The organism is Allobranchiibius sp. GilTou73 (genome assembly GCF_021391335.1).
Lineage (GTDB): Bacteria > Actinomycetota > Actinomycetes > Actinomycetales > Dermatophilaceae > Allobranchiibius > Allobranchiibius huperziae.
In genome coordinates this window covers 240,431-263,060 of the sequence record NZ_CP090051.1, presented here as the reverse complement: position 1 = coordinate 263,060, position 22,630 = coordinate 240,431, and the positions used below count along the sequence as shown (strand labels likewise).

Here is a 22,630-nt window from a genome sequence, read left to right as displayed (position 1 = left end):
TCCTGCTGGGTCAGCGTCGTCCTTGAATGCACGGCTCTCACGCCACTCTCGTTGGGAAGAATCGGATATCGCTCGGCGTGTGCCGATTCAGGCACTCTGCGACGCAGGAAGACAGGAGAGCCGGCTCGATGCGGCCTTGCTTCGTCAAGAGCCCAGCCTCGACCATCATCTTGAACAGAACCTGCCGTAGTTTCTTGTAAGAGTGGTCGGTAACGTCGCATAGCTCGTCGTGCCACATGGCTTTGGAGCGATAAAAGGAGTCGTACTCCTCGTAGGTGAGCGTGCCCGCCAGCGTCAGAAATCGCTCCCGTAAGACCTCCTCGGCGAACTCCCCGATAAGGGAGTAGAGGTGGCATGCGGCCACCCACATCACGTGGCCGCGCTCGGTGGACGTGCCGTCGGCGACGATCTGAAGTTCGGCCTCGTTGAGGAGTTGAAGGCGTGGGATGAGTGCGCCAAGCATGCGTGTGTTCGACCTGGCAGCACGGCTCTGGAGGACGTTCTCCTCTTTGGCCTGAGCGCGAGTGGCCGTCCAGTCTCGCGTCTGCAGATAAATGGGAGCAACCACAGCTGCTTGCGCGGCGAGCAGGGTGCCACTAGTGAACGACAGCGCATACCGCGTCGGTGAGTTAGTCACCATGGGCACCTCCTTCGTTGGCAACGGCAAAGTTGGTAAGAGTATCGCCTGGGGCGGACACGTCTGGCTGGCGGCCGGCGCGAGCGGGTCAACCTGGAGGTGCCGCGTCCCTGGTGGCGGGTGATCCGCCACGCACTCGGCGACCACGTTTGTCTCCACAGCTTGGTGCTTTTCGTGACGCCCAGGTGGGCGAAACATCGTTGTCGGCGGACAGACGACGCGCCGCGAGGGCGACAGGTGCCCCGCCTGCTGACCACCTTGATCTGGCTGGCCTTCGACACACTCGGAGACCCGTCGATCACGGATGTGCACCGATTCGGAGGGGAGGGGCTCTAGTCCGCAACGAGGTGCTCATGAACCTTGTGGACATCCGCGACGGCGCTAATCCCCTCCAGTGCTGACGTTCTCGTAACCATATAGTCGCCGAAGGCGTTTTGCCCTGCCGGGCGGACCCAGACTGGCCCGTAGTTGGGATTCGCAGCGTGACAGGGCACCGGCAGCTGGCGGCGGATGCATCCAAGCGGTGCTGGTGACGACGGAGGCTCGAGTGTCGGTCGGGGTCCGTACAGTGCCGGTCAATGTCGGGGCTGAGGGGGAGTGGCGTGTCTGTAACGGACTGCAGTGCGGCATATGGACGATCGGCGCTGGGCGCGCTTCGCGAGGCTGTGGCGAGGCTCAAGGCAACGGATCCGCTGGCGCCAGTCACCGTGGTCGTCCCTAACAACGTCGCAGGCATCGTCGCGCGGAGGCACCTGGCTCACGGACTGACAGACGGCGCCAACGGTGCAGCAGGCATCTGGTTTACGACGCTGAGCCGACTGGCAGAGCTCGCGGCCGCTCCCGCTCTCACGGCGTCGGGCAGGAAGCCGGCGGTCAGCACTGTCGCCACGGCTGTCCTCAGTGAGCAACTTCGTTCGGCACCAGGTCTGTTCGCGCCGGTGGCAGGGCATCCCGCCACTACGCGTGCCCTGCTTAACGCACGACGCGCGCTGCGCGACGTCGATGCAACCACCCTTGATGAGATCGCCGAGGCCAATGCCCTCACCGCCGACGTCGTGCGCCTGCACCGAGGCGCCGTCGAGCGGCTCGGCGCAAATTGGTACGACGAGGCCGACTTGCTGCTTGAGGCGTGCTCCCAGCCGTTGCCCGAGACCGGTTCGGTCGTCTTCTATCTGCCCCAAGACCTGACTCGGGCCGAGAACGCGTTCGCCGAGCGGCTCGTTGCCGAGAGTGACGCGCACGTAATCCTGGGCGCCACGGGCGACACCCGACCGGATCGCGGGCCGACTGCGGCAGCGAGTTTCCTCAGTGGCGAGCTACCTGCGGATGCAGTCGCGCCCGCGCAGCCGAGGGCGACCAGGGTGCTGCACGCCTCGGACGCGGACGACGAGGTGCGCGCCGTCGTACGTGAGGTCGTTGCGTCCCTCTCGACAACGGCCGCCCACCGCGTCGGGATTCTCTACTCGCGGCGCGTTCCGTACGCACGCCTCCTGAACGAGCAACTTGTCTCTGCCGGCGTCAGGTTCAACGGACCGGGGGCTCGGCCCGTCGAAGAGCGCGCCGTGCCTCGCCTTCTTCTGGGTCTCATGCGGGCACGTGCCGGAGGCTACCGACGAGGTGACGTCATGGGCGCACTCGGTGAGGCGCCTGCCCGGGATCTGACGGGCGGGCGGATCAGCGTCTCCCGATGGGAGCGCATCTCGCGGGGCATCGGGATCGTGGACGACACAGATTGGGACGAGCGGCTCGATGCCTTCGTCGCTGAGCGGCGTGCAGCGTCGGCCGACGTCGCCGAGAGCGATCTCGCCTGGCGCGAGCGAGACGCCCAGGATGCCGAGCACCTGCGCGACACGGTCCGCGCCGTCAGAGAGACGTTCGACAAGGTGGATTGCTCGACGTCGTGGGCAGACGCCGCCGTTCTCCTGACGGGTCTATTGGACCGGATGGTGCCGGACGGAGAGTCCAACCGGCTCCCGCTTGAGGAGCAGTACGCCGCGGTCGCGACTCGCCGCGCCCTGGCGGGTGTCGCCGACCTCGACCTCACCGACCTGTCGCCATCGATGGTCCTCGTTGAGGAGATCGTCCAGCAGCAGCTGGAAGCCGGGAGCGAGCGGGTCGGACGGTTCGGCGATGGAGTCTTCGTCGGGCCTGTGGCCGATGCCATCGGGCTCGACCTGGATGTGGTGTTCGTGGTCGGTCTCTCCGAGGACCAGTGCCCCGGGCGGGTGATGGAGGACCCGTTGCTGCCGGAACGCGTTCGCGTGCGGACAGGCGGCCAGCTGCCCGGCATCCGGGAGACGATTGAGCGACAGCACCGCCATGTCCTTGCGGCCTTCCAGTGCGCGCCCACCGTCGTGGCCACCTTTCCCCGCGGCGATCTTCGCCGGCAGACTAATCGCATCCCGAGCCGCTGGCTCCTTCCCACGTTGCGGCAGCTGTCAGGGGATCCGACGCTCACGGCGACGGCGTTCGCGACCGCCGGCGGAATCGAGTCGATCCCCTCGTTCGCGGCGGGCCTTCTGTCGACGTCTCATCCTGCGACCGAGCAGGAATGGCGCACCCGAGCCGTCGCCGCTCACACGCCGTTCGACGACCCGACCATGACGGCCGCGCGAGAGCTCCAGCAGGGCCGATCCGGTGAGACGCCGACCAGGTTCGACGGGCTGGTGGGTACGACGCCGGCATTGCCCGCCGTCACCGGTGCGAATGCGATCGTCTCCCCGACCGCTCTGGAGTCGTTCGCAGCCTGTCCGCACGCGTATTTCGTCCAGCGGATCCTCGGGGTGCGTCCCGTCGAAGAGCCGGAGGATGTTTTCGAGGTGTCCCCCGCCGAGGTCGGCACGTTCATCCACCACTGTTTCGATTCGCTGATCACGGAGGCGGCCCGAGAGCACACCCTTCCTGGGTACGGCGAGCCGTGGACTGCTCAGCAGCGCGCACGTCTGCAGGTAGTTGCCGGGGAGGAAGGACAGCGGCTGGTCGCAAGCGGGCGCGCCGGCCACCCGATCATGTGGGAACGGCGGCTCGTCGAGATCAGGCGGCAGCTCGATGACATGTTGACCGACGACGAGCGCTGGCGGGTCGAGCAGGGCGCCCGCATCGTCGGTAGCGAGGTGAGGTTCGGGTTCGATGACGCACCTGCGGTGGAGCTCCTTCTCGGTGACGGCAGCGTCGCACGCATGCGTGGTTCTGCCGACCTGGTCATGGAGACCGAGACCGGGACACTGATCGTCGTGGACATCAAGACGGGCAGTCCGACGAAATTCAAGGACATCAGCACGACAAATCCCGTGGTGGGCGGGACCAAGTTGCAGCTACCTGCGTACGCGCACGCCGTGCGGGCGCAGTACGGCGACGCGAGCAGCAAGGTCGAGGCCCTGTACTGGTTCCACAGCCCGCGAGCTAGGAAACGCATCGAACTAGAGCTCACCGATGACGTCCGAGTGCAGTACGTCAATGCGGTCGAACGCCTCACCACCGCCATCAGCAGCGGTATTTTCCCGCCGCGAGCGCCCGAAAAGGATGACTATCTCTGGGTGCAGTGTCCCAATTGCAACCCGGACGGCCTCGGGCACAGTGACGTACGAGAACGCTGGGAGACCATCAAGACAGCACCTCAGTTACGCGAGCTGGTGACATTGATCGAGCCCGGAGCGGTCGTCTCTGGGGGGAGTCAACATGACTGACGCTCTGAACGACGCAGCTGCCCGAGACGCGATCCGCGCGCGCACGGACGCCACCCTGTTCGTCGATGCCGGCGCGGGGTCCGGCAAGACCACGGCATTGATCGGCCGGATCCTGCGGCTGCTCCTGGTCGATGAAGTGCCGATCGGCGCCATCGCCGCGGTGACCTTCACCGAGCGCGCTGCCGCTGAGCTTCGCGAACGACTGCGGACGGCGCTCGAGGGTGAGCATGCCGCAGGCGTGGAGGCGCAGGGGCTGATCGATGATGCTCTCGAAGGCCTGGACCTGGCATCCATCGGCACGCTGCACGCCTTCGCCCAGCAGCTGCTCCTGCAGCACCCGATCGAGGCCGGCATTCCGCCCCTGGTCGAGGTGCTCGATGCGGTGGGATCGTCGGTGGCGTTCGAGGCGCGGTGGGTTCAGATCCGTTCCCGGCTCATGGAAGACCCCACGATGGCGGATGCCCTGTCCGTGTTGTTGGGCACCGGGACCAAGATCGATCAGTTGCGCCCGGTCATCACGACACTCAACAACGACTGGGACCTGGTCGAGTCGCACGTGTTGGCCAACCCGACCCCGCCCATCACTGTCCCGGACCTGAACGCTCTGGTCTCACTGGCACGACGGATCGCATCCGAGGCCGATACCTGCAAGGACCCGGACGACAAGTTTGTGCCCTACCTACGCGAGCTTGCAGGGTGGGCCGAAAACGCCTGTGCCGCGGACGGTTTGGCATCCGTACTGCAGACCCTCCAGTCCGGCATCGGGCTGAAGTTCCAGCACGGCAAGGCGTCGAACTGGGAGGATCTGAAAGCCCTCAAGACGGAGTGCGGAGACTGGCAAGGCGCCGTTGCCGTCGCACTTCAGCAGATCCTTGATGCCGCGTTGCGCGTCCTGGTGCAGTGGTGCGGTCGCGAAGTCCTCACTGCAGCTCGCGCTCGCCAGGCGGATGGACAGTTGGAGTTTCACGACCTCCTAGTTCTCGCGCGCAACGTGCTGCGCGCCGATGCCGGTGTCCGACAGAGCCTGCACGAGCGATACCGGCACCTGTTGCTGGATGAATTCCAGGACACCGATCCGATACAGGTGGAAATTGCCGTCCGGATCGCCGGGGGCGCTGAAGCCGGCGAGGCCAACTGGCACGACGCCTACGCCCACGCCCCGGCCGGATCCCTCTTCGTCGTCGGCGACCCGAAGCAGTCGATCTACCGATTCCGTCGGGCCGATATCGCGGTGTACCTGGACGCCCGCGCCGTCATCGGCGAGCCGTTGTCGCTGACGACCAACTTTCGATCCAGCGACCAGATTCTCGACTGGGTCAATGGTGTCTTCGGGCAGGTCATCCAACCGGTCGCCGGCGGACAGCCCGACTACGCGCCCCTCGATGCTCACAGACCCGCGGCCACCATCGGAACTGCGGTCATGGTGCTCGGGCCAGAGCCACACGTCCTGGACGGCGGTGGTCGGCTTTACGCGGATCAGTTGCGCGCCGTGGAGGCCGAGGACGTGGCCGCTGCGATTACTCGTGCTCTGCACGAAGGGTGGACCGTCTTCGACGAGGCGTCGAGCGAATGGCGCACGATCCAGCACCGCGACATCACCGTTCTCATTCCCGCACGCACCTCGCTGCCCATGCTCGAGAACGCCCTGGACGCGGCAGCGATCGAATATCGCACTGAAGCAAGCTCGTTGGTCTATTCCGCACCCGAGGTGCGCTCGCTGATGGCCGCTGCCAGAGCCGTTGCGGACCCGACCGATTCGTTATCATTGGTGACAGCTCTGCGGAGCCCGCTGTTCGGCTGCGGCGATGACGACCTCTGGTCCTGGCGGGCGGACGATCAGTCGTTCAACATCCTGCGGCGCGTCGACGAGGACACCGAACATCCGGTTGGCAAGGCCGTCGCCTACCTAGGAAGTCTGCACCGGCGCTCACGATGGCTCACGCCCAGTGAGATGCTCGGCCAGATCGTCCACGACCGCCGAATGCTGGAGGTCGCCGCGTGGGGCCCTCGCGCTCGCGACTCGTGGCGTCGTTTGCGGTACGTCGTGGACCAAGCCCGCGCGTGGGCCGACGTGGAGCACGGTGGGCTGCGCGCGTACCTGTTGTGGGCAGCAGCACAAGGTGCCGAGAGTGCCCAGGCCGCTGAGTCTGTGCTGCCTGAGTCCGACGTGGACGCCGTCCGAGTCATGACGGTCCACGCCGCGAAGGGCCTGGAGTTTCCGATGGTCGTGATGTCCGGTCTCGGCGCACAACACCGCAACAGCTTCGGGGTGCGGATCCTCTGGAACGGCAACGGGTACGAAGCATCCATCAACAAGAACCTCACCACGGGTGAGTTCGATGCGCGGGTGCCGATCGACGAGCAGATGGGGCGTCTCGAACGCGACCGGCTGATGTATGTTGCCGCAACCCGTGCCCGTGACCATCTCGTCGTGTCGCTACACCGATCCGGAACGGCGGACACGAACGCGAGCAATCTCGCTCGCTGCGGAGCGACTGGGTTCGGTGCGGTCACGTTGGTTGCGGATCCGTCCCACACGGTCCCAGCTCCGTCGTCGCGCACGGTGACTGCGCCTCCGGACTTCGCGGAATGGTCTGCACGACTGAGCGAAGCACTCGCGCGTAGTGCCGTCCCGTCATCGGCGAGTGCTTCCGGCTTGGAGGGCAACGAACCGGATGCGCTGCGGGCATCCACCGTCGGCCTCCCCGTGACGACCGAGGATGAGACCCCTGAGGCGGAGGATCTACCGGCGGGCACGGCGAAGGGCTCCAGAGATCTGGGTGCTTCTCCATGGAACAAGGGGCGGTACGGATCAGCCGTGGGCCGCGCGGTCCACGGCGTCCTGCAACTGGTGGACCTGCAGTCCGGCGCCGGCCTCGAAAATGCGGTGAAGGCTCAGGTGCTCGCCGAGGGCGTAATCGACTTCGAGGCGCTGGTCACGCAACTGGTACGGATGGCGTTGGCTTCGGACCTTGTGCAGCGCGCAGCTGTGCGCCCGCATTGGCGTGAGTCATTCGTCGGCATGGAACAACCCGATGGGACCATCCTCGAAGGGGTCATCGACCTGATGTACCGAGAGGACGACGGGTCGATCGTCATCGTCGACTACAAGACCGATCAGATCCCTGAAGCGGCGCTCTCCGCGCGAGCAAACTTCTATACACCTCAGGTGGCGGCGTACCGATGCATTGTGCAGACCGCAACTGGAGCCGAAGTAGCAAGGTCTCACCTGTTGTTCGTCGGTGAGCGCGGAGCGTTCGATGTGCCGGTCGAGCCTTCATGAGGGTGCTCAGCCCTCTGCACTGTCCTGGCGGAGTCGTTCGCGTTCGCGGCGACGATCGTGTCGGTGGGTTCGGCGCTTCACCCTCTTGACCGCGCCGGTCGCTGCGCCCAGGCAACCACAAAGCGCCAACGGCTGTATACGTCGACTTCGTCGCCGCTGACAGGGCGCTGGTCAGTCTTCATCGCGCAATTCTGCCCGGCATTCCTCCGAGCTGGACTTCGACGGGGCCATTCGACGCTGCTGGCGGTCACTGTGTGTCTGCGCTTCTACCTCAGGCGAACGGTGCATCACCAAAGCGGTTCAAGGTTGCCATCGCTGAATGCGACGCGAAGCCAATCTCCTTGGATTGGGTCGGCTAGCGCGTCGGCAATGGTCCGGTAGGTGCTGCTACTGCGCAGCTCCTTACGGAGCGCCGCCTTGAGATCCAAATCAATCGAAAACGACATCCGAATTGTTTCATTGTAACCGTCCCGGAGCCTGTCGAGATAATTCTGCCAGTCTTTGCGTTCGGCCTGGGACAATTTATCAAGGGGGTCAAGAGGTTCTAGTGCGAGGGCTGCGGCGCCGAAGACGTACATGCACGAGTACTCGATGTAGGTGAGCCATTCACGCACGATCCGGGCGGTACTTGTCATGTCGGCCGCCGACTTAAATCCGCAAATAGGTTGATCTGCTGTGTCTCCGGCAGGGATCGTTATCAAAGTGCTTGGGAAAGTGCGAGTGAGGACCCAGCTACCAGCTCCTGAGGTCATCCCAGCCTCGCTACCCCACGAATAATCTGCGAGCAGGGTGCCCAGGGGCTCGTCACTGGAGCTGAAAAACCCTACGTATTCCCCATCGACGCGAGCGGCGAACTGTACACGTTGCCCGTTGACCCGCGAGAACCGCTGGACAAGACCTTCGCGTTCGGGAAAGTCGTAATCTTCTTCCAGGTAGTTGTTCATATCAAATGGCCACTCGACATCGCCCGGTTCGCCCTCCGGCGCATCGAGAACGAGGTGCTCTAGCAGGACGTCAGCTGCTGGAGTCTGATAGTCGGTGGTCTCGTCCATGCGAAGCGTCAGCAGTTCGCGATTGGTTTGAAGGGCTTCGTCGAATGACGACGCCGTTGTCACGGACTTCGACCAATCGCTTCCGTTTGTGAGGCCCCACTGCGTCACTGTCGTCTCACCCCGTGATTCGCGGAGGAGCCAGGTTGTCCTGGCACCGTCGCAGCGACGTCGATCTGCCGTTGTGTCGCCAACTTCGGGGGCGAAATCCAGGGGACGTTGACTCATGGTGGGCCTTTCGCTCTTCAGTACCTTTAGGCGAAGCGCCCGGCCAGAATGTACACCGAAAGAGCTGGAAAGGGGCTATGCCGGTGCCGGTTGAGTCCAGGTGAACTGGGTTCAGATGTCCAGCACCGTCCCACGCGTGCGCCAGGCGAAGTCGCCGGCGATCCGATGGGTCTCGGCGTACAGAGCAGTGATTGTGTCGATGAGGTGCTGAGGAAGGAACGGATCGGCTGACACCCGGGCCTCGGCGACGAGCCACCCACCGTTGAGGTAGTAGCGGCCGTAGACCGCGTCACGGTTGAGTAGCGCGACTTCGCGCGTCGCGACTGAGGTGTTACGGGTCTTCACGGGAGTCTGGAGCACCCACACCGCTGTGCTGTCGCCGTCGACCCGGATTGTGATCGCTCCCTCTGCGTCACCCAGCCGGAAGTAGTTGTCGTTGAGGCGACTGACTTCTGGACAAATTTCGGCCAAAGTGCGTTCTACGGCGTCGGCGAGCTCGGACGGCCCTTCCGCGGCGATCGGCTTGCGAGTGTCAAACAACGCTTGAGGCTCGTCCGGGGCGGGGATCGTCAGCGTCCCCGCATCGAGCACGACGGGAGACGAGACGTTATAGACGTCCTGCAGCAGTCCCACCATCACCCATGAAATGTGGTCGGCCAGGTGCAGCTTTCCGTTGTGCACGAGGCGCCACTCGAACGTTGCAGGATGTGTCGTAATCCCGAGCGCTTTAGTCACTCGGCGCTGCTCCTGCCCCAGGTCGAGGCTGCTGAGAGCAGGAGCTGTGAGCTCGAACTTCGACAGCTCGTCCTCCCTGGTCACCACTACCAACGGCTCGTCGTGTTGATCTAGCGAATACACCTCGTATCGCTCGGTCCTCGACAGTTGTGCCAGGTGATCACCGAGCGCCACCTCGAACGTGGCCCACTCCTTGGCCACCTCGGCGTCGAAACCGCGTGCCTGCGTTGCCTGCTCGTCCATTTGCTCTCCTCAGTCGGTCTTTATCCTCACTTGGAACATAACCGGGGGCACCGACAACGGCTGGATGAGCGCAGCGATGCACACCCGCCGCCGGTAGACGACACGTAGGTTGACCTTGCCGGCGTGAGCACGTTGGACGCTGAGCCAGCTATCAAGGATTGGTGCTTATGGCAGATCTAGGTCATCTCTTCGTCGTGCGCGGCAAGCTCGAGAGTGTCTACTGCGACGCCTTGATCGTGCCCACCGACAGCAGCGCCCAGTTGGAGCGAACGTGGGATGGCGTGCTAAGCGGGGTGCGCCGACCAGAGAGGCTCGAGAACGGCTTCGCTCGGGCACTTCGCGACGACTCCGGCGTACCTGTTTGGTACCAGGATGTCACCGAACGTGGCGAAGTGAGTATCGACGCGCTTGTGAAGCACCTGTCGTCTGTACTCGAGGATGTCGCCGCCGCGAATCTCGAGACCACGCGCGCGCGTCCGCTGGTGGCGGTGCCCGCGCTGGGGCTCGCGGGTGGCGGGCACCATGGATCCGCGGGAGCAGTTATAGGGCGAGTCATGGAGGCGCTCCAGGCAGGAGCCGATGGCATCGACATCGCCTTCGTGCTGTTCTCTGAATCGGACTACGCCGCTGCCCAATGGGTCCGCCGTCAAAGCGGTGCCTGCGACACAGATGACGCACTCCACAAAACCCAATCGCGGCTCGCAGACCTAACTCGCAAGGGCGGTCTGTCGCTACTGATCGGAGCCGGCGTGAGCATAGGCGCTGGCCTCCCCAGCTGGACCGACCTGATCGAAGACCTTCGCTCTTACCTCACGCAGAGTCAGAAAGATGCCCTCGGGAAGCTCAGCGTTCTGGATCAGGCGGAGTACCTGGCAGCCGTCAAGGGAACGAAGCTCGGGTCGGTGGTGGCCGACAAGATCAAGGTTGTGCAGCGCCCGGCCCTTGGTCACCTGCTCCTTGCATCGCTCGGATGCAGGGCAGTGGCGACGACGAACTACGACACGTTGTACGAGAACGCAGTGGCTGCCCAGGCCGGCGCGCCTATGCCCACGCTGCTGCCGTACGACGGTCCTGCGCCTGGAGGACCCTGGGTGCTCAAACTGCATGGCGACGTCGACCACCCCGAGGACGTAGTCCTTGCTCGCAGTGAGTTCATCGCGTACGACGCGAAGAATGGACCCGCTGGCGCGATCTTCCAGTCGATGCTTCTGACGACCCACCTTCTGGCGGTCGGAGTCTCGTTCAGGGACGACAACATCCTTCGGTTGACCCACGAGGTCGCCGGGTTCGTCGAAGCGGGAGGCAGCTCTCAGAAGAATGAGTTGGGGACGGTTCTCGCGTTAGGCGGGGATGAGCTCCAGGCGGCTATTTGGGGCGGCCGGTTGCATTGGGTCGCGATCGGCGAGGATTCCGACGAATCGCTGACGCAGGCCAGGGAACTCGAGATCTTTCTGGACCACGTAGCGATGCACGCGAGTGTGTCGTCCAGCTACCTGCTCGATCCGCGGTATGCCGCGCTCACTGAGGAAGACAGCGAGGTCATCGCGGCTGCCCGGGCAGTCGCGGACATCGTGCCCAAGAAACCGAGCGCTCGCGATCGGTGGAAACTCCTTCGTGACTCCCTTGCGGCGCTCGGCTACAAGCACCCCGCTTCTGAACTTCCGGAGGCACCGTGACGACAGTCGATTTCTCCGTCGAAGGGCAGGCTGACGGTGGGTCGCTCTCCTTCCACAATGAAATGTGGGGACCAGCGACCGCTCTCCTCTACCAAGCAGTTGAACTCGCGAGGTCAGGCGTTGTTGACGCGCCGACGTGGAACGTTGCCGAGGTGACCGGAACGATCCGAGGTGGTGATCTGCACTGCCTCTTGGATGCGCTCGATGACTCGGATTTCGCAGGCTACGAGGGGACGGTGAAGCGAGAGGACGTGGAGCTATTTCTAGCTGCGGCTCGGCCGGCTGAGGTATACCGCATCAGCGGTTTTGAGGTGTGACGGCGGCGTCCCGAGAACGTTGTCGGCGTCGATACGGCACTCCCGTGTGCCACGAACGTCGATGGCCTGTTCGAAACGGCTCACCTTGGCGTTGGTGAGGGCAGCGTGTACTAGTGATGGGATCAGGCGAGACTTTGCTCGGCGGGTATCGCCCCCAGGAGCTGCAGGACCTCGGTCACCACCCGCCTCGGCTCGTCGTGTCGGGTGTGCGCGTAGTACCACGCAGGCGGCGCGCCTTCGAGCTTCACGTACGACACGGGCGGAGGCAGGACCGGGCCGACGAGGGTGGGGCTGACCGCCACGACAGACCCGCGCGCCACGCTGCCTAGGACGTCGGACATGGACCGGGGTGCGACCTCGACCATGCGGGCCTCGCTCATCGGCCGCACGTCGCCCAGACACCACAGCGACATCCAGTCGGGGGAGCGGCGGCCGATCGCAGGAACGGGAGGGTCGCGAACTGCTCCACCGGCACGGTACGACGGCCGCTGAGCGGGTGTGATCTGGCCACCAGCCCGATGCGATCCAGTGGCCACAGGCGAGTGGAGCGGATCCCCGGCTGAGTGGACGCACCCGCGGTCAGCATGATGTCGACGCGCTGGCTCGTCAGTGCGAGGTCGAGGTGATCGAAGGCGATGCCGACCCAGCACACGAACGTCGCGAGCGTCTCGCGGACGGTGGGCGGCTGGGTGCGAGCCCAGTGCTCGAAGACCCGGGCACCATCGAAACCGGGCACGCCCACCACCACCGGCGCTGCTGGCTCGTGTGTTGAGGTGGCGAGGCGGCGCGCATCGTCGAGCAGCCGCTCGGCCCGGACGGCGAACAGCCGCCCGGTGCCGGTGATGGCCAGCACCCCTCCTGGTCCCCGCTCGACCAGGACCGCCCCCAGCTGGCTCTCCAGGCGTTGAATTCGCTTGGTGAGGCATGAGGTCGAAACGTGCAGCTCATCGGCGGCTCGACCGTAGTGGCCCTCGCGGGCCAGGACGGTCCAGCTCAGGACCTCGGTGAGATTGAGTTCCACGCTGTCATCGGCTCCCGGCTTCGCCTCGTCAAAGCAATCTGGTGCGAGCTACTTCCGGCTGAGCGGGCCCGCGGAAAACTGTGTCCGATCTGGAAACACCCTGCAAAGAATATCGTCCGTCGCCTCTAGTTTGAGGGCGATCAGGGAGGAAATCGGCGAGGCCACCGCCACCGTTCACGACGTTCCGTGGACGCGACAACGACACGGAGGAACGACATGGCGACACCGCAGGAGCCGGGGTCAACGTCAGAGACCGTCCACACGCCCGGCGGGCCGCGACCTGCGGATCACGTGCACACCGTCGCCCCGGGCGAGGTCGTCGCAGCCGACGAGGGCGGCCGGTACCGGGTGGCGAAGAGGCCGCCCCTGACGCTGCGGCGCACCCGCGCGCTGCTCGCGTCCGGCGACTACGCCATCACTCCCGGCGGTCTGCGGCCGAAGTCGATGATCCACCTCGTCGGACCCGACGAGATCGTGCGCCCCGACGGTGGACGGATGAAGCGCTTCAACACCCGCACCGAGACCTTCGTCGAGCCTCCCGAGACCACTGTGGAGACAGCGGAGCTGCCGGGCCTGGGCAGCGGGTGGATCACGTACGCCGCGTACACCGAGGCGTCCACGAACGTCATCAGGTCGATGACCACGACGTGGACCGTGCCGCCCGAGCCGATCGCGGAGGACGGGCAGCTGCTCTACCTGTTCAACGGGCTGCAGGACAGCCCCGTGACCCAGATCCTGCAGCCGGTGCTGCAGTGGGGCGTGTCCCCGGCCGGCGGTGGGAACAGCTGGGCGTTGGCCAGTTGGCTGGTCGTCGGCACGAACGCGTTCCGCACCCAGACCCTGGTCACGGTGCAACCGGGCGACGTGCTGACCGGCGTGATGAAGCTGGTGTCCCGGCACACGACCTTCGACTTCTGGACGTGCGAGTTCGTCGGCTTCCCTGACACGGTGCTGTCGGTGAACGTCACCGGGCAGTTGGTGATGCCGGTGCAGACGCTCGAGACGTACACGGTCGCCCAGTGTCGTGACTACCCTCCGACGCTGATGACCAGCATGCGCGACATCAGCGTCAACACCGACAGCGGTGCGTTGACAACGGCTTTCGCGGCATACGACGCCATCACGGACTGCGGTCAGCACACCGACGTGGTCAGCAACACCGCGGGGGCAGGGCAGGTCGACCTCAACTATTCGCAGCAGTTCCTGAGCCTGGCGCCCGCGCCGGTGGCGTCCATCAGTCGCACCCAGGATCAGATCGATCTCTTCGCCGTCGGGACCGACGGCAGCGTCGACTCCACCTTCTGGAACCCGGCCGGCGGCTGGCTGCGCACCTGGTTCCGGCTCGCGGACGGCCGCTTCGGGGACGACTTCACGATCGCTCCCGGCTCACCCATCGGCGTGCTCAGTCGCTACCCCACCCACCTCGATCTCTTCGCGACCGGCCGCGACGGCCACGTCTACAGCACGTACTGGGACGCCTCCAGCGGCTGGAGCGGACAGTGGTTCTGGCTGGGTGACGACAACTTCGCCGACCAGTTCAAGATCCCGGTCGGCAGCCAGATCAGCTGCGTCGACCGCGCTCCCGATCTGATCGACCTGTTCGTCGTGGGCCTCGACGGAGGCGTCTACAGCACGTTCTGGAACGCCGGAGGCGGCTGGAACAACCACTGGTTCCGACTGGCTGACGGCCGCTTCGGCGACGGGTTCACCGTCGCCCCCGGTACGCCGGTCGGCGTCCTCTCGCGCTACACCGGGCACCTGGACCTCTTCGCCACCGGCCGCGACGGCCACGTCTACAGCACGTACTGGGACGCCTCCAGTGGGTGGAGCGGGCAGTGGTTCTGGCTGGGTGACGACAACTTCGCCGACCAGTTCAAGATCCCTGTCGGTGCGCCGGTCACCGCGTTGTGCCGCTTCCGGGACCAGATCGACCTCTTCGTCAGCGGGCTCGACGGCGGCGTCTACAGCACGTACTGGAACGCCGGCACGGGCTGGAACAACCACTGGTTCCGACTTGCGGACGCCCGTTTCGGCGACGGGTTCACCGTGCCGCCGGGCTCGCCGGTGACCGCGATCTCGCGCTTCGATGGCCACATCGACCTGTGCGCCAGCGGCCGCGACGGCCACGTCTACAGCACGTACTGGGACGCGAGCAGTGGGTGGAGCGGGCAGTGGTTCTGGCTCGGCGACGACCGATTTGCCGATGAGTTCACCATCCCGCCGGGCGCACGCGTCACCGCGCAGTCGCGCGAGCAGGACGTCATCGACCTCCTCGTCACCGGCAAGGACAACCACGTTTACTCGACGTACTGGAACGCGGCGGGCGGTTGGGCCGGTCAGTGGTTCAGCCTCTGAGGCGGTCCTACTCGGCCTCGCCCATCACCAGGCCCTCGATCGTGTGCTTCTGCACGATCGGCGTGAGGTGCTCGACGACCCTGCAGTGCAGGTGCCGGCGTACGCGCTCGGGCAACTTGGCCCAGTAGCCCTCGGTGACGGCCATGTCGTGGTGCTCGGCGTTGCCGGCTCCCGGCGCGTCTATCCCGAGCACCAGCACGGGCCGGGACTTCTGGGAGTGGTTCGTGGTGCCGCGGTGGATCGTCAGGGCCGAGCGCACCGACATGTCACCCATTCGCGGGTATTTGCGCACGGCGCGTTCCTCGTAGCGCGACCAGGTCGAGCGGTCGGGGAACATCTCGTGCTCGAAGTCCTCGCCGGTCTCCCACTGGGTGCCGGGTGCGATCTCGAACGGCCCCATGTCCTCCTCGGTGTCGACCAGGGTCACGTTGAAGGCCAGGCTCGTCAGCCGCTGCTCGGTGCGCGTCGCGGCGGGGGAGGGGAAGTCGCGGTGCCAGGGCTGGTTGTGCGCCCCGGCGAACGGGATGTCGAAGCCGACCTCGACGATCTCGTAGTGCGGCCCGAGGATCGCCTCGCTCACCGCGCGCACCCACGGGTGATCGACCAGCTCGACGAAGCCGCCCAGCGCCTCGGGGTGCATCTCGGCGTACCAGCGGTTCGGGCCGCGGCCGACGGCGCCGTTCTCCCGCGACCGCGCCTCGCGGAACGCCTCCTCGACGTCGACCCGCATCCCGGTCACGAAGTCTCGCGACAGCGCGCCCTTGCGCCCGATGATGCCGTCCGTGCTCAGGGCATCGACGGCCGCATGTACGTCGGTCTCCGTCACGTCGGGGCGCTGCGTCTCGGTATCGCTCATGATCGGTTCCCTCTCGTGCGGCAGGCGGGGTTGTAGCGTTGTCGTGAATTGCAACGTTGCAAACGTACGCCGGAAAGCGCCGCGGCGGTAGGTCTCACGAGAGGATTCAACGGTGGTGGGTCTTCGAGAGGTCGCCGAACGCGCAGGGGTGTCGGTGCGCACGGCATCCAATGTGGCCAACGACTTCCCGCACGTGGCGCCCGAGACCCGACGGCGCGTGCAGGCCGCGATCGAGGAGCTGAAATACCGCCCGAACACCGCCGCCCGGCAGCTCCGTCGCGGACGCACCGAGGTGATCAGCCTCGTCGTCCCCGAGATCAGCTCGCCCTACTTCAGCGAGCTCGCCGCGATCACCGTGAGGGTCGCGGCCGAGCGCGGATGGACCGTACATATCGACCAGACCGACGGCGACGCCGACCAGGAGCGGCGGATGATCCTCGGCCCGGCCGGTCGCAGCGTGGACGGGGTGCTGTGCAGCCCATGGGCGGTGTCGCCCGCCGAGCTGGTCGAGCTCGCAGCCGGTCCGGTCGTGCTACTCGGTGAACGCGAGACCGACGGCGTCCTCGACCACGTCGCGATCGACAACGTGCGGGCGAGCCGGGAGGCCACGCAGCACCTCCTCGCCCGCGGGGACCGCGTGATCGGGGCGATCGGTGCGCAACCGCATCTGCAGAACGGCACGGCGGAGCTGCGTGTCGAGGGCTACCGGCAGGCGCTGGAGTCGGCGGGGCTGCCGTTCCGCGAGGAGCTCGTCATCCCCGTCCGGTCACTGCACCGGCCGGACGGGACCGCCGCCGTCAAACGGCTTCTGGAGGTGGAGCCGCACCTCGAAGCGGTCTTCTGCTTCAGCGACGAGCTCGCCCTCGGTGCTCTGCGCAGCCTGCTCGAGCTGGGCCGACGGGTGCCGGAGGACATCGCGGTGGTCGGCTTCGACGACATCGAGGACGGCCGCTACAGCACGCCGACGCTGACCACGATCGCGCCGGACAAGACGCAGATCGTCCGGGTCGCCCTCGATCGACTCGCGGCCCGCATCAGCGGTCCAGCAGACTCCGGTGACGACGGCCCGCTCGACCTGGTCGTGCCGCATGAGCTGCTGGTCCGGGAGAGCACCACGCCGGTCTTGAACACCTGAGGGTCCGTGCCGAGCCTTGACCGCGATGTGTCGGGTCCCGTGTGTGCGGACGCAACAGCAGTGGCTCGTCTCGCAGGGCTGGTGTAACCCAGCTACGGGGGAGGTCTCTCAGCGCTGCAGCGATGTGCGCTCGGGTGCCCCTTGTCGCACCGGCCGCTTCGCTGCTGCCCGGTCGAGGGTGCGGTTGTATCCCTTCGATGTCACGGCCACAACGAGGGCACTGCCGACTCCGATGACGACAGTCAGCAATAGTGCGCAGAGGGCGGCCACCCGCGACGCAGGCGAACCGGCGAATCTCCAGGCGATGAGCGCCAGGAAGTAGATCGCCATGCACTCCGCGGCGGCCACCTTGGCCCAGGACCGTGCCTTCCACTCGTTGCGAGCTTCGGTGCCCGCCAGCCATCTGGCGAACTCCTCGTTCGCGGATTGGCGCACGAGGGTGGCCCGGTCGATCTCGCGCGCCGACTCCAACTCATTCGCAACCGCGAGCCACGAACGCCAGCGTTTGATCTGGGCTTCGATGGGGCCAGGCCCCATGAGCCACTGCCAGCCGCGCCATCCCGCGGTGGACAGGATCGCAACGGCCGGCACACCAGCGGCAACTACGTCGATCACGTCGAGATTCATGCATCGAAGCGTGCACCCGAGGACTGACATGTGCAGAGGCCTGCAGCTGACCCGCGCAAGCCAGCGCGACGTCCAAGCAAAGCCGACGGTCCCACTCGCGGCACCTGCTGCGTCCCGAGGCCTACGGCGAGTCGGCGACCGGCTAAGGCGTACGGCAGCCGGGTTGGCATCTGGTGCCGCCACTCCGTGAGAAGCGCGGACACGTCGTACGGCGACGCCGTACTCACGGGGCGCGGTCCGTCGGGGTGCGGGTTTTGCGTCGGTGGCCAGTGCTGCAGCACTGGCCACCGACGCAAACCGTCAGGCTCGGCCGCGGTCAGCCGGTGACGTCGAGCAGCACCTTGCCGATGGCACCGTCCTGGACAGCTGAGTGGGCCTCGGCCGTGCGCTCTAACGGGTAGTGGTGCAGGGGCAGACCGTGCTCGTCGCCGATCGCGAAGCCGCCGTCGGCGACCGCGGCGCTGACGTCGTCGGCTGCGGCGCGCAGGGCGTCCTGGCCGACGGTGTAGAGCAGCACCCACTGGATCCGGGCGTTGGTCGAGAACGTCTCCCTGACGTTCAACGTCACCTCGTCGCCGCCGTTGTTGGCGTAGACAGCGATGGTGCCGCGGGGCCGGATGACCTGCAGGTCGAGCGCGAGGTTCTGCGCGGGCGCCACCTCGACCACGATGTGCACGCCCTCGGGCGCGACCTCGCGGATCGCGGCGGCGGTGTCGCCCTCCCGGTAGTTGACGACGTGCTGGGCGCCGGCCGCCGTCGCCAGCGTCGCCTTCTCGTCACTGCTGACGGTGCTGATGACAGTGGCTCCCGCCCACCGCGCGAGCTGGATCGCCGCGTTGCCGACCGCGCCGGCACCACCGGCGACGAGCACCGTCAGCCCCTCCATGGCACCGCGGTAGAGCCGGTCCGGTCCACCCTCGGAGGTGGTCAGTGCGCGGTGAGCGGTGACGGCGGGCACGCCGAGGGCGGCGCCCACGTCGTACGACGCGCCGTCCGGCAGCGTGGTGACGTTGGCCGCCGGCAGCACGACCTGCTCCTGGGCGGTGCCGCCGGGGCGCTGGTGCTGGGCGAGCATCGTCCACACCCGGTCGCCGACGTGCAGCCCGTCGACCTCGGGGCCGACCGCGTCGATGGTGCCCGCGCCGTCCTGACCCGGGACGATCTCGGGGAAGGCCAGCTCGCTGCCGGCACGGAACTTCCAGTCGGTCGGGTTGACCCCGGCGCGCTCGATGCGTACGCGCACCTCGCCGCGTCCGGGGTCGGCGGCCTCGCGTTCGACCAGGTGCAGGACGGAGGCGTCGCCGCCTTCGGTGTAGACCACGGCGCGCATGAGGATCCCTTCGTCGACAACGGTGTACGACGGGTGCAACGTCGTAAACGGCTCGAGTTATGCCGGGTCGGGGCGTCAGCCGGCCCATTGGTGCGGCATCAATCCGGGCGTCAGGTCCCAGGTGACTCCGGTGGCGGTGACCGCCGCGGTGAGCAGGTCGCGGTGCACGATGGTGTGGTGGCGCGTGCAGAGCAGGGCCGCATTGGTCAGTGTCGTCTCGCCGCCGGTCCACCACGGATCGACGTGGTGGGCATCGCAGAAGTCCGGTGGCCGATCACAGTCGGGGAACGTGCATCCTCGATCTCGGTGGATGATCGCCGTTCGTAATCCGCCGGTGAACAGGCGCTTGGCTCGTCCGGCGTCCATCGGTTCGGATGCCCCACCGAGCACCATCGGGATCAGGTCCGCGTCACATGCCAGCCGCCGTAGCGTCCCGGCGTCGAGATAGTCACCGTCGGCGGTGCGTCCGATGCCGGGCAGGTAGATCGGGTCGGTCATGGCGCCGCTCCCGCCGAGGCGACCAGAGTGCTGCAGGCCGGCCAGGAGGGTGTTGTAGTCCAGCGTGACCACCATTTTCGCGGTGCCGGTGATCTCCCCGACCGGTCGCGGAGAGTTGCCGTCCAGCACACCGGCCGCGGTTTCGATCAGCCGCAGCAGGGCGTCCGCGCGACGCTTGGCCGGGGTCCGCGGATCGCGGTCGAGCGGGCTGACCATGGTTTTCAGCGCCGGCTTTTCGGCGTTGCCGCCCCGGTCGCCGCCCTTCCCTTCAGCCGTGTCGCTGCTGTGGGCGGGGTCGTCGGGGCAGGTCTGTGGTGTCGGCGCCGAGAGGAACTACAGGGCGTGTTTCACCGTCGCTGCGTGGGCCGCGGACAGGTCTGCTTCGAACCGGACCATCCCACCGGGCAGGTCGTACCAGCGCGGCCTCGCACTGCTGCTGCGTTTCTTCATCGCGCATCAGCTGTTCGGGGGCGAACTGGCCGATGATCCGGGTACTCAATTCTTTCAACGCTCGCGGACCGAAATGGGACAGGCTCAGATACCGCAGGAACATGTCATCCCGGTCAGCGCACGGCAACTGACGGACCACTCTCGGCACCTCCCGCAACGCGACCGCGGCCGCCGGCACCGACGCGGATCCCTCCGCCAGACACTGCGCCACCACGCGGTTCTTCGGGTCCGCGCAATCGCGACCGACACCCCCGACCCGGTGCACCACCACGGGATCCACCCCGCGCGCCACCTGCGCGACCCACCCGGGCGCACCCGTCGCCGTGGAGCCGGTGACCGTCCCGCGGGTCAGAGCATCCGAGGTAGCCAACGCCGCGACGTTCTCCGCGCGACCCACGACGGTCAACATCGTGGAGACCACCTTGCCCAGATCTGCTTCGCTCAGCTGGAACAGCGCCCCCGGCCAGGCATCCATCGATGCAGCGAAAGCCGACAACAGCTCCATCAATCCGGCACCCGCCCCTGGACGCGCGGGGACGATCTCAGCCGGCAGCGACAGGGCATTCTCGTCGATGGGATTGCTCACGATCCGCCCCTTCCCCGGTACCCCGAACGTTCGAACTGATGTATTCATCGTACGCGCGTTCGAGTACATCCGCAAGGGATCCAGAGGCCGAATTGTGTTGATGGGATTGATTATTGAACAAATTCTTATCCACATCTCCGCCCCGGAGATACCCGCCCGACGGGGTTGTCCACACCCACCTCAGAGCTGGTTGAAGGTGGGCGGCTGCGGCTGATAGAGCGGGTCCGTTCATGCAACCCTCGATCCCCGGCGGGGTAAACCGCCTTCGGCGATCAGGCGGGCGACGAACAGGTCGGATCGGTTCGAGCAGCGACCTACGGATCGACCGGTTCGCGGGTCTGGCCGCCGTCGGCGCCATCGCTCATCTCGTGGAGCCAGGCGGCGTGTTCGCGGCGTGCCCACTGTCGCGTCACCCAGCCCGTGCGCATCCCCTCGCGCGCCTCGGGGTCCTTCATGGCGAAGGTGATGTGGCCGATCACGAGCAGGCCCACGGCAATCGAGAACCAGTCGTGGACGAACGTCGCGCCGGTCCGCCAGGGCAGCGGCGCCAGCGTGACGAAGTACATGATGATGCCGGTGGCGAGCAGGACCAGGATCGAGCTGGAGGTGAGCGCGCCGTTCAGCTTCTGGCCCGCGTTGAACTTGCCGACCCGGATCGTGCCGTCACGCCGCGTGCGGGATCGCAACCAGCGGCTGTCGGCGCTTGAGAACCGACCGAGCCGGTGCAGATCCGCTCGATAGGCGACCGACACCGCCCCCAGCACCATGGGGACCGGGAGGGCGAATCCGCAGTAGACGTGGATCACTTCGATGAGATGCCGATGCCCGATCGCGATCGAGAACGAGCCGTTGTAGAGGACGACGGCCGTGAGGATGCAGACGATCATCAGGACGGCCGTGACGCGGTGGATGATCCGCTCGGCGAGGCTGAATCGATGGATGCGTCCGTCGTCGCCCTCCGATCCGGAATCGAATGACGCGGACGCGCTACGCGGGGAGTCGTCCGTCGATGGCATAGCCCCTCGGTTCCCAATAGCCCGGGATCTGGTGGTCGGTCAGTTCGATGCCCGAGAGCCACTTCGTGCTCTTGTAGCCGTAGTTGGAGCCGACGTACATGCGCACCGGCCCACCGTGGTCGTGGGTCACCGGGGCGCCCAGCATCTCCAGCGCCACCAGGACGTCGTCGGCGCGCGCCTCGTCCAGCGTCAGCGACTCGGTGTAGGTGCTGTCGAAGGATCGGAAGCGCACCGCTCGCGCCTCCGTGCTGGGGCGGGCGCGTTCCAGCAGCTCGGCCAATCGCACACCGGCCCAATGAACTTCCGGCACGTGCCATCCCGTCACACACTGGAAGGTCTGCACGAACGCGGTACGCGGCAGCGCCTGCAGATCGGCGTACGAGTAGGTGTGCGGCGACTCGACCAGTCCGGTCACAGGAAGCCGGTAGGTCTGCGCCGGCTGCGTGCGCACCGCGCCGGTCACCGAGTAGTAGCGGAACGTGTCGCCGACAGGGATGAGGGAGAGAAGTCCGGTGGGGTCACGTTGTTCGACCGGCGCGAGGAGGCTGGACAGTCCGTTCGACACCTTGCTGCCCGCCACGATGCCGACGGCTCCGAGCCCCAGCACGCCGAGCATCACCCGGCGACCGACAGGCGAGCCCTCGTCAGCACTGGACCCCTCATCGTCTCGCGATGAGTGAGTGCGGCGAATCCCTAGGCGGCTCAGCGGGATCGGCCCCTCGCGCCCGCCGCGGCCACTGCGAGGCCGACGATGATGATGATCGGGCCGGCCACCGCCCAGAACATGTTGTTGCTCATCGAGGACCCTTTCATCACCCCGATGCCCTGCAGGGTGAACACCAACCCGAGCAGTGCCACCACGACACCGAGGACGACCCACGCCGGCTTCTTCAAGACATTCA

General features: G+C 66.3%; 19 protein-coding genes. 6 read left to right on the top strand and 13 right to left on the bottom strand.

Features of this window, described 5'->3' with window-relative positions:
- Positions 1–37: 37 nt before the first annotated feature.
- Positions 38–640, bottom strand: a complete 603-nt coding sequence (locus tag LVQ62_RS01285; RefSeq protein ID WP_233763979.1) for a DUF1819 family protein — start codon at positions 638–640, stop codon at positions 38–40.
- Positions 641–1,575: 935 nt separating this feature from the next.
- On the opposite strand from LVQ62_RS01285, the gene LVQ62_RS01280 reads away from it, so the two are divergent.
- Together LVQ62_RS01280 and LVQ62_RS01275 are read left to right on the top strand one after the other, a co-directional pair.
- Positions 1,576–4,323, top strand: a complete 2,748-nt coding sequence (locus LVQ62_RS01280; protein WP_233763978.1) for a PD-(D/E)XK nuclease family protein — start codon at positions 1,576–1,578, stop codon at positions 4,321–4,323.
- The gene (locus LVQ62_RS01275; protein ID WP_233763977.1) at positions 4,316–7,606 is read left to right on the top strand and encodes an exodeoxyribonuclease V subunit beta; all 3,291 of its coding nucleotides are present in this window, start codon (positions 4,316–4,318) and stop codon (positions 7,604–7,606) included. The genes LVQ62_RS01280 and LVQ62_RS01275 overlap by 8 nt, the downstream gene beginning before the upstream one ends.
- Positions 7,607–7,893: 287 nt before the next feature.
- On the opposite strand, the gene LVQ62_RS01270 is transcribed toward LVQ62_RS01275, so the two are convergent.
- Together LVQ62_RS01270 and LVQ62_RS01265 are read right to left on the bottom strand one after the other, a co-directional pair.
- A complete protein-coding gene (locus LVQ62_RS01270; protein ID WP_233763972.1) occupies positions 7,894–8,766 on the bottom strand; it encodes a hypothetical protein in 873 nt (290 codons plus the stop codon).
- Positions 8,767–8,994: 228 nt separating this feature from the next.
- Positions 8,995–9,861: a hypothetical protein gene (locus LVQ62_RS01265; RefSeq protein WP_233763971.1), complete on the bottom strand. Its 867-nt coding sequence runs from the start codon at positions 9,859–9,861 to the stop codon at positions 8,995–8,997.
- Between the two features lie 167 nt (positions 9,862–10,028).
- On the opposite strand from LVQ62_RS01265, the gene LVQ62_RS01260 reads away from it, so the two are divergent.
- Both LVQ62_RS01260 and LVQ62_RS01255 read left to right on the top strand, forming a co-directional pair.
- On the top strand, positions 10,029–11,537 hold the full coding sequence (locus tag LVQ62_RS01260) for an SIR2 family protein (protein WP_233763970.1): 1,509 nt from the start codon (positions 10,029–10,031) through the stop codon (positions 11,535–11,537).
- The gene (locus tag LVQ62_RS01255) at positions 11,534–11,854 is read left to right on the top strand and encodes a hypothetical protein (RefSeq protein ID WP_233763969.1); all 321 of its coding nucleotides are present in this window, start codon (positions 11,534–11,536) and stop codon (positions 11,852–11,854) included. The genes LVQ62_RS01260 and LVQ62_RS01255 overlap by 4 nt, the downstream gene beginning before the upstream one ends.
- A gap of 122 nt (positions 11,855–11,976) precedes the next feature.
- Here the strand turns inward: LVQ62_RS01255 and LVQ62_RS01250 are convergent, their stop codons facing one another.
- Both LVQ62_RS01250 and LVQ62_RS01245 read right to left on the bottom strand, forming a co-directional pair.
- A complete protein-coding gene (locus tag LVQ62_RS01250) occupies positions 11,977–12,234 on the bottom strand; it encodes a hypothetical protein (RefSeq protein ID WP_233763968.1) in 258 nt (85 codons plus the stop codon).
- Complete coding sequence (locus tag LVQ62_RS01245; RefSeq protein WP_233763967.1) at positions 12,231–12,875, bottom strand: LysR family transcriptional regulator; 645 nt, start codon at positions 12,873–12,875, stop codon at positions 12,231–12,233. The genes LVQ62_RS01250 and LVQ62_RS01245 overlap by 4 nt, the downstream gene beginning before the upstream one ends.
- A 216-nt stretch (positions 12,876–13,091) precedes the next feature.
- On the opposite strand from LVQ62_RS01245, the gene LVQ62_RS01240 reads away from it, so the two are divergent.
- Positions 13,092–15,230: a hypothetical protein gene (locus LVQ62_RS01240; protein ID WP_233763966.1), complete on the top strand. Its 2,139-nt coding sequence runs from the start codon at positions 13,092–13,094 to the stop codon at positions 15,228–15,230.
- Between the two features lie 7 nt (positions 15,231–15,237).
- Here the strand turns inward: LVQ62_RS01240 and LVQ62_RS01235 are convergent, their stop codons facing one another.
- On the bottom strand, positions 15,238–16,086 hold the full coding sequence (locus LVQ62_RS01235) for a phytanoyl-CoA dioxygenase family protein (protein ID WP_233763964.1): 849 nt from the start codon (positions 16,084–16,086) through the stop codon (positions 15,238–15,240).
- A 112-nt stretch (positions 16,087–16,198) separates the two neighbouring features.
- Here LVQ62_RS01235 and LVQ62_RS01230 point away from each other — a divergent pair, with 112 nt between their 5' ends.
- Positions 16,199–17,221 (top strand): LacI family DNA-binding transcriptional regulator, encoded by a 1,023-nt coding sequence (locus tag LVQ62_RS01230; protein WP_233763962.1) that lies wholly within the window; start codon positions 16,199–16,201, stop codon positions 17,219–17,221.
- A gap of 108 nt (positions 17,222–17,329) precedes the next feature.
- Here the strand turns inward: LVQ62_RS01230 and LVQ62_RS01225 are convergent, their stop codons facing one another.
- The 7 genes from LVQ62_RS01225 to LVQ62_RS01195 all read right to left on the bottom strand — a co-directional run bounded on the left by LVQ62_RS01225 (position 17,330) and on the right by LVQ62_RS01195 (position 22,622).
- Positions 17,330–17,848 carry a hypothetical protein gene (locus tag LVQ62_RS01225; RefSeq protein ID WP_233763960.1) on the bottom strand — a complete coding sequence of 173 codons (519 nt, stop codon included), beginning with the start codon at positions 17,846–17,848 and terminating at the stop codon, positions 17,330–17,332.
- 316 nt (positions 17,849–18,164) lie between these two features.
- Entirely contained in the window at positions 18,165–19,178 is a 1,014-nt protein-coding gene (locus LVQ62_RS01220; RefSeq protein ID WP_233763958.1) for an NADPH:quinone reductase, read from the bottom strand.
- Between the two features lie 75 nt (positions 19,179–19,253).
- Positions 19,254–19,892, bottom strand: coding sequence for an HNH endonuclease signature motif containing protein (locus tag LVQ62_RS01215; RefSeq protein ID WP_233763956.1), 639 nt, complete (start codon positions 19,890–19,892; stop codon positions 19,254–19,256).
- Positions 19,893–19,944: 52 nt separating this feature from the next.
- The gene (locus tag LVQ62_RS01210; protein WP_233763954.1) at positions 19,945–20,781 is read right to left on the bottom strand and encodes a hypothetical protein; all 837 of its coding nucleotides are present in this window, start codon (positions 20,779–20,781) and stop codon (positions 19,945–19,947) included.
- A gap of 245 nt (positions 20,782–21,026) precedes the next feature.
- A complete protein-coding gene (locus LVQ62_RS01205) occupies positions 21,027–21,728 on the bottom strand; it encodes a cytochrome b/b6 domain-containing protein (protein ID WP_233763949.1) in 702 nt (233 codons plus the stop codon).
- Entirely contained in the window at positions 21,700–22,344 is a 645-nt protein-coding gene (locus tag LVQ62_RS01200; RefSeq protein WP_233763944.1) for a molybdopterin-dependent oxidoreductase, read from the bottom strand. The genes LVQ62_RS01205 and LVQ62_RS01200 overlap by 29 nt, the downstream gene beginning before the upstream one ends.
- Positions 22,345–22,430: 86 nt before the next feature.
- Complete coding sequence (locus tag LVQ62_RS01195) at positions 22,431–22,622, bottom strand: hypothetical protein (protein WP_233763942.1); 192 nt, start codon at positions 22,620–22,622, stop codon at positions 22,431–22,433.
- Positions 22,623–22,630 lie beyond the last annotated feature (8 nt).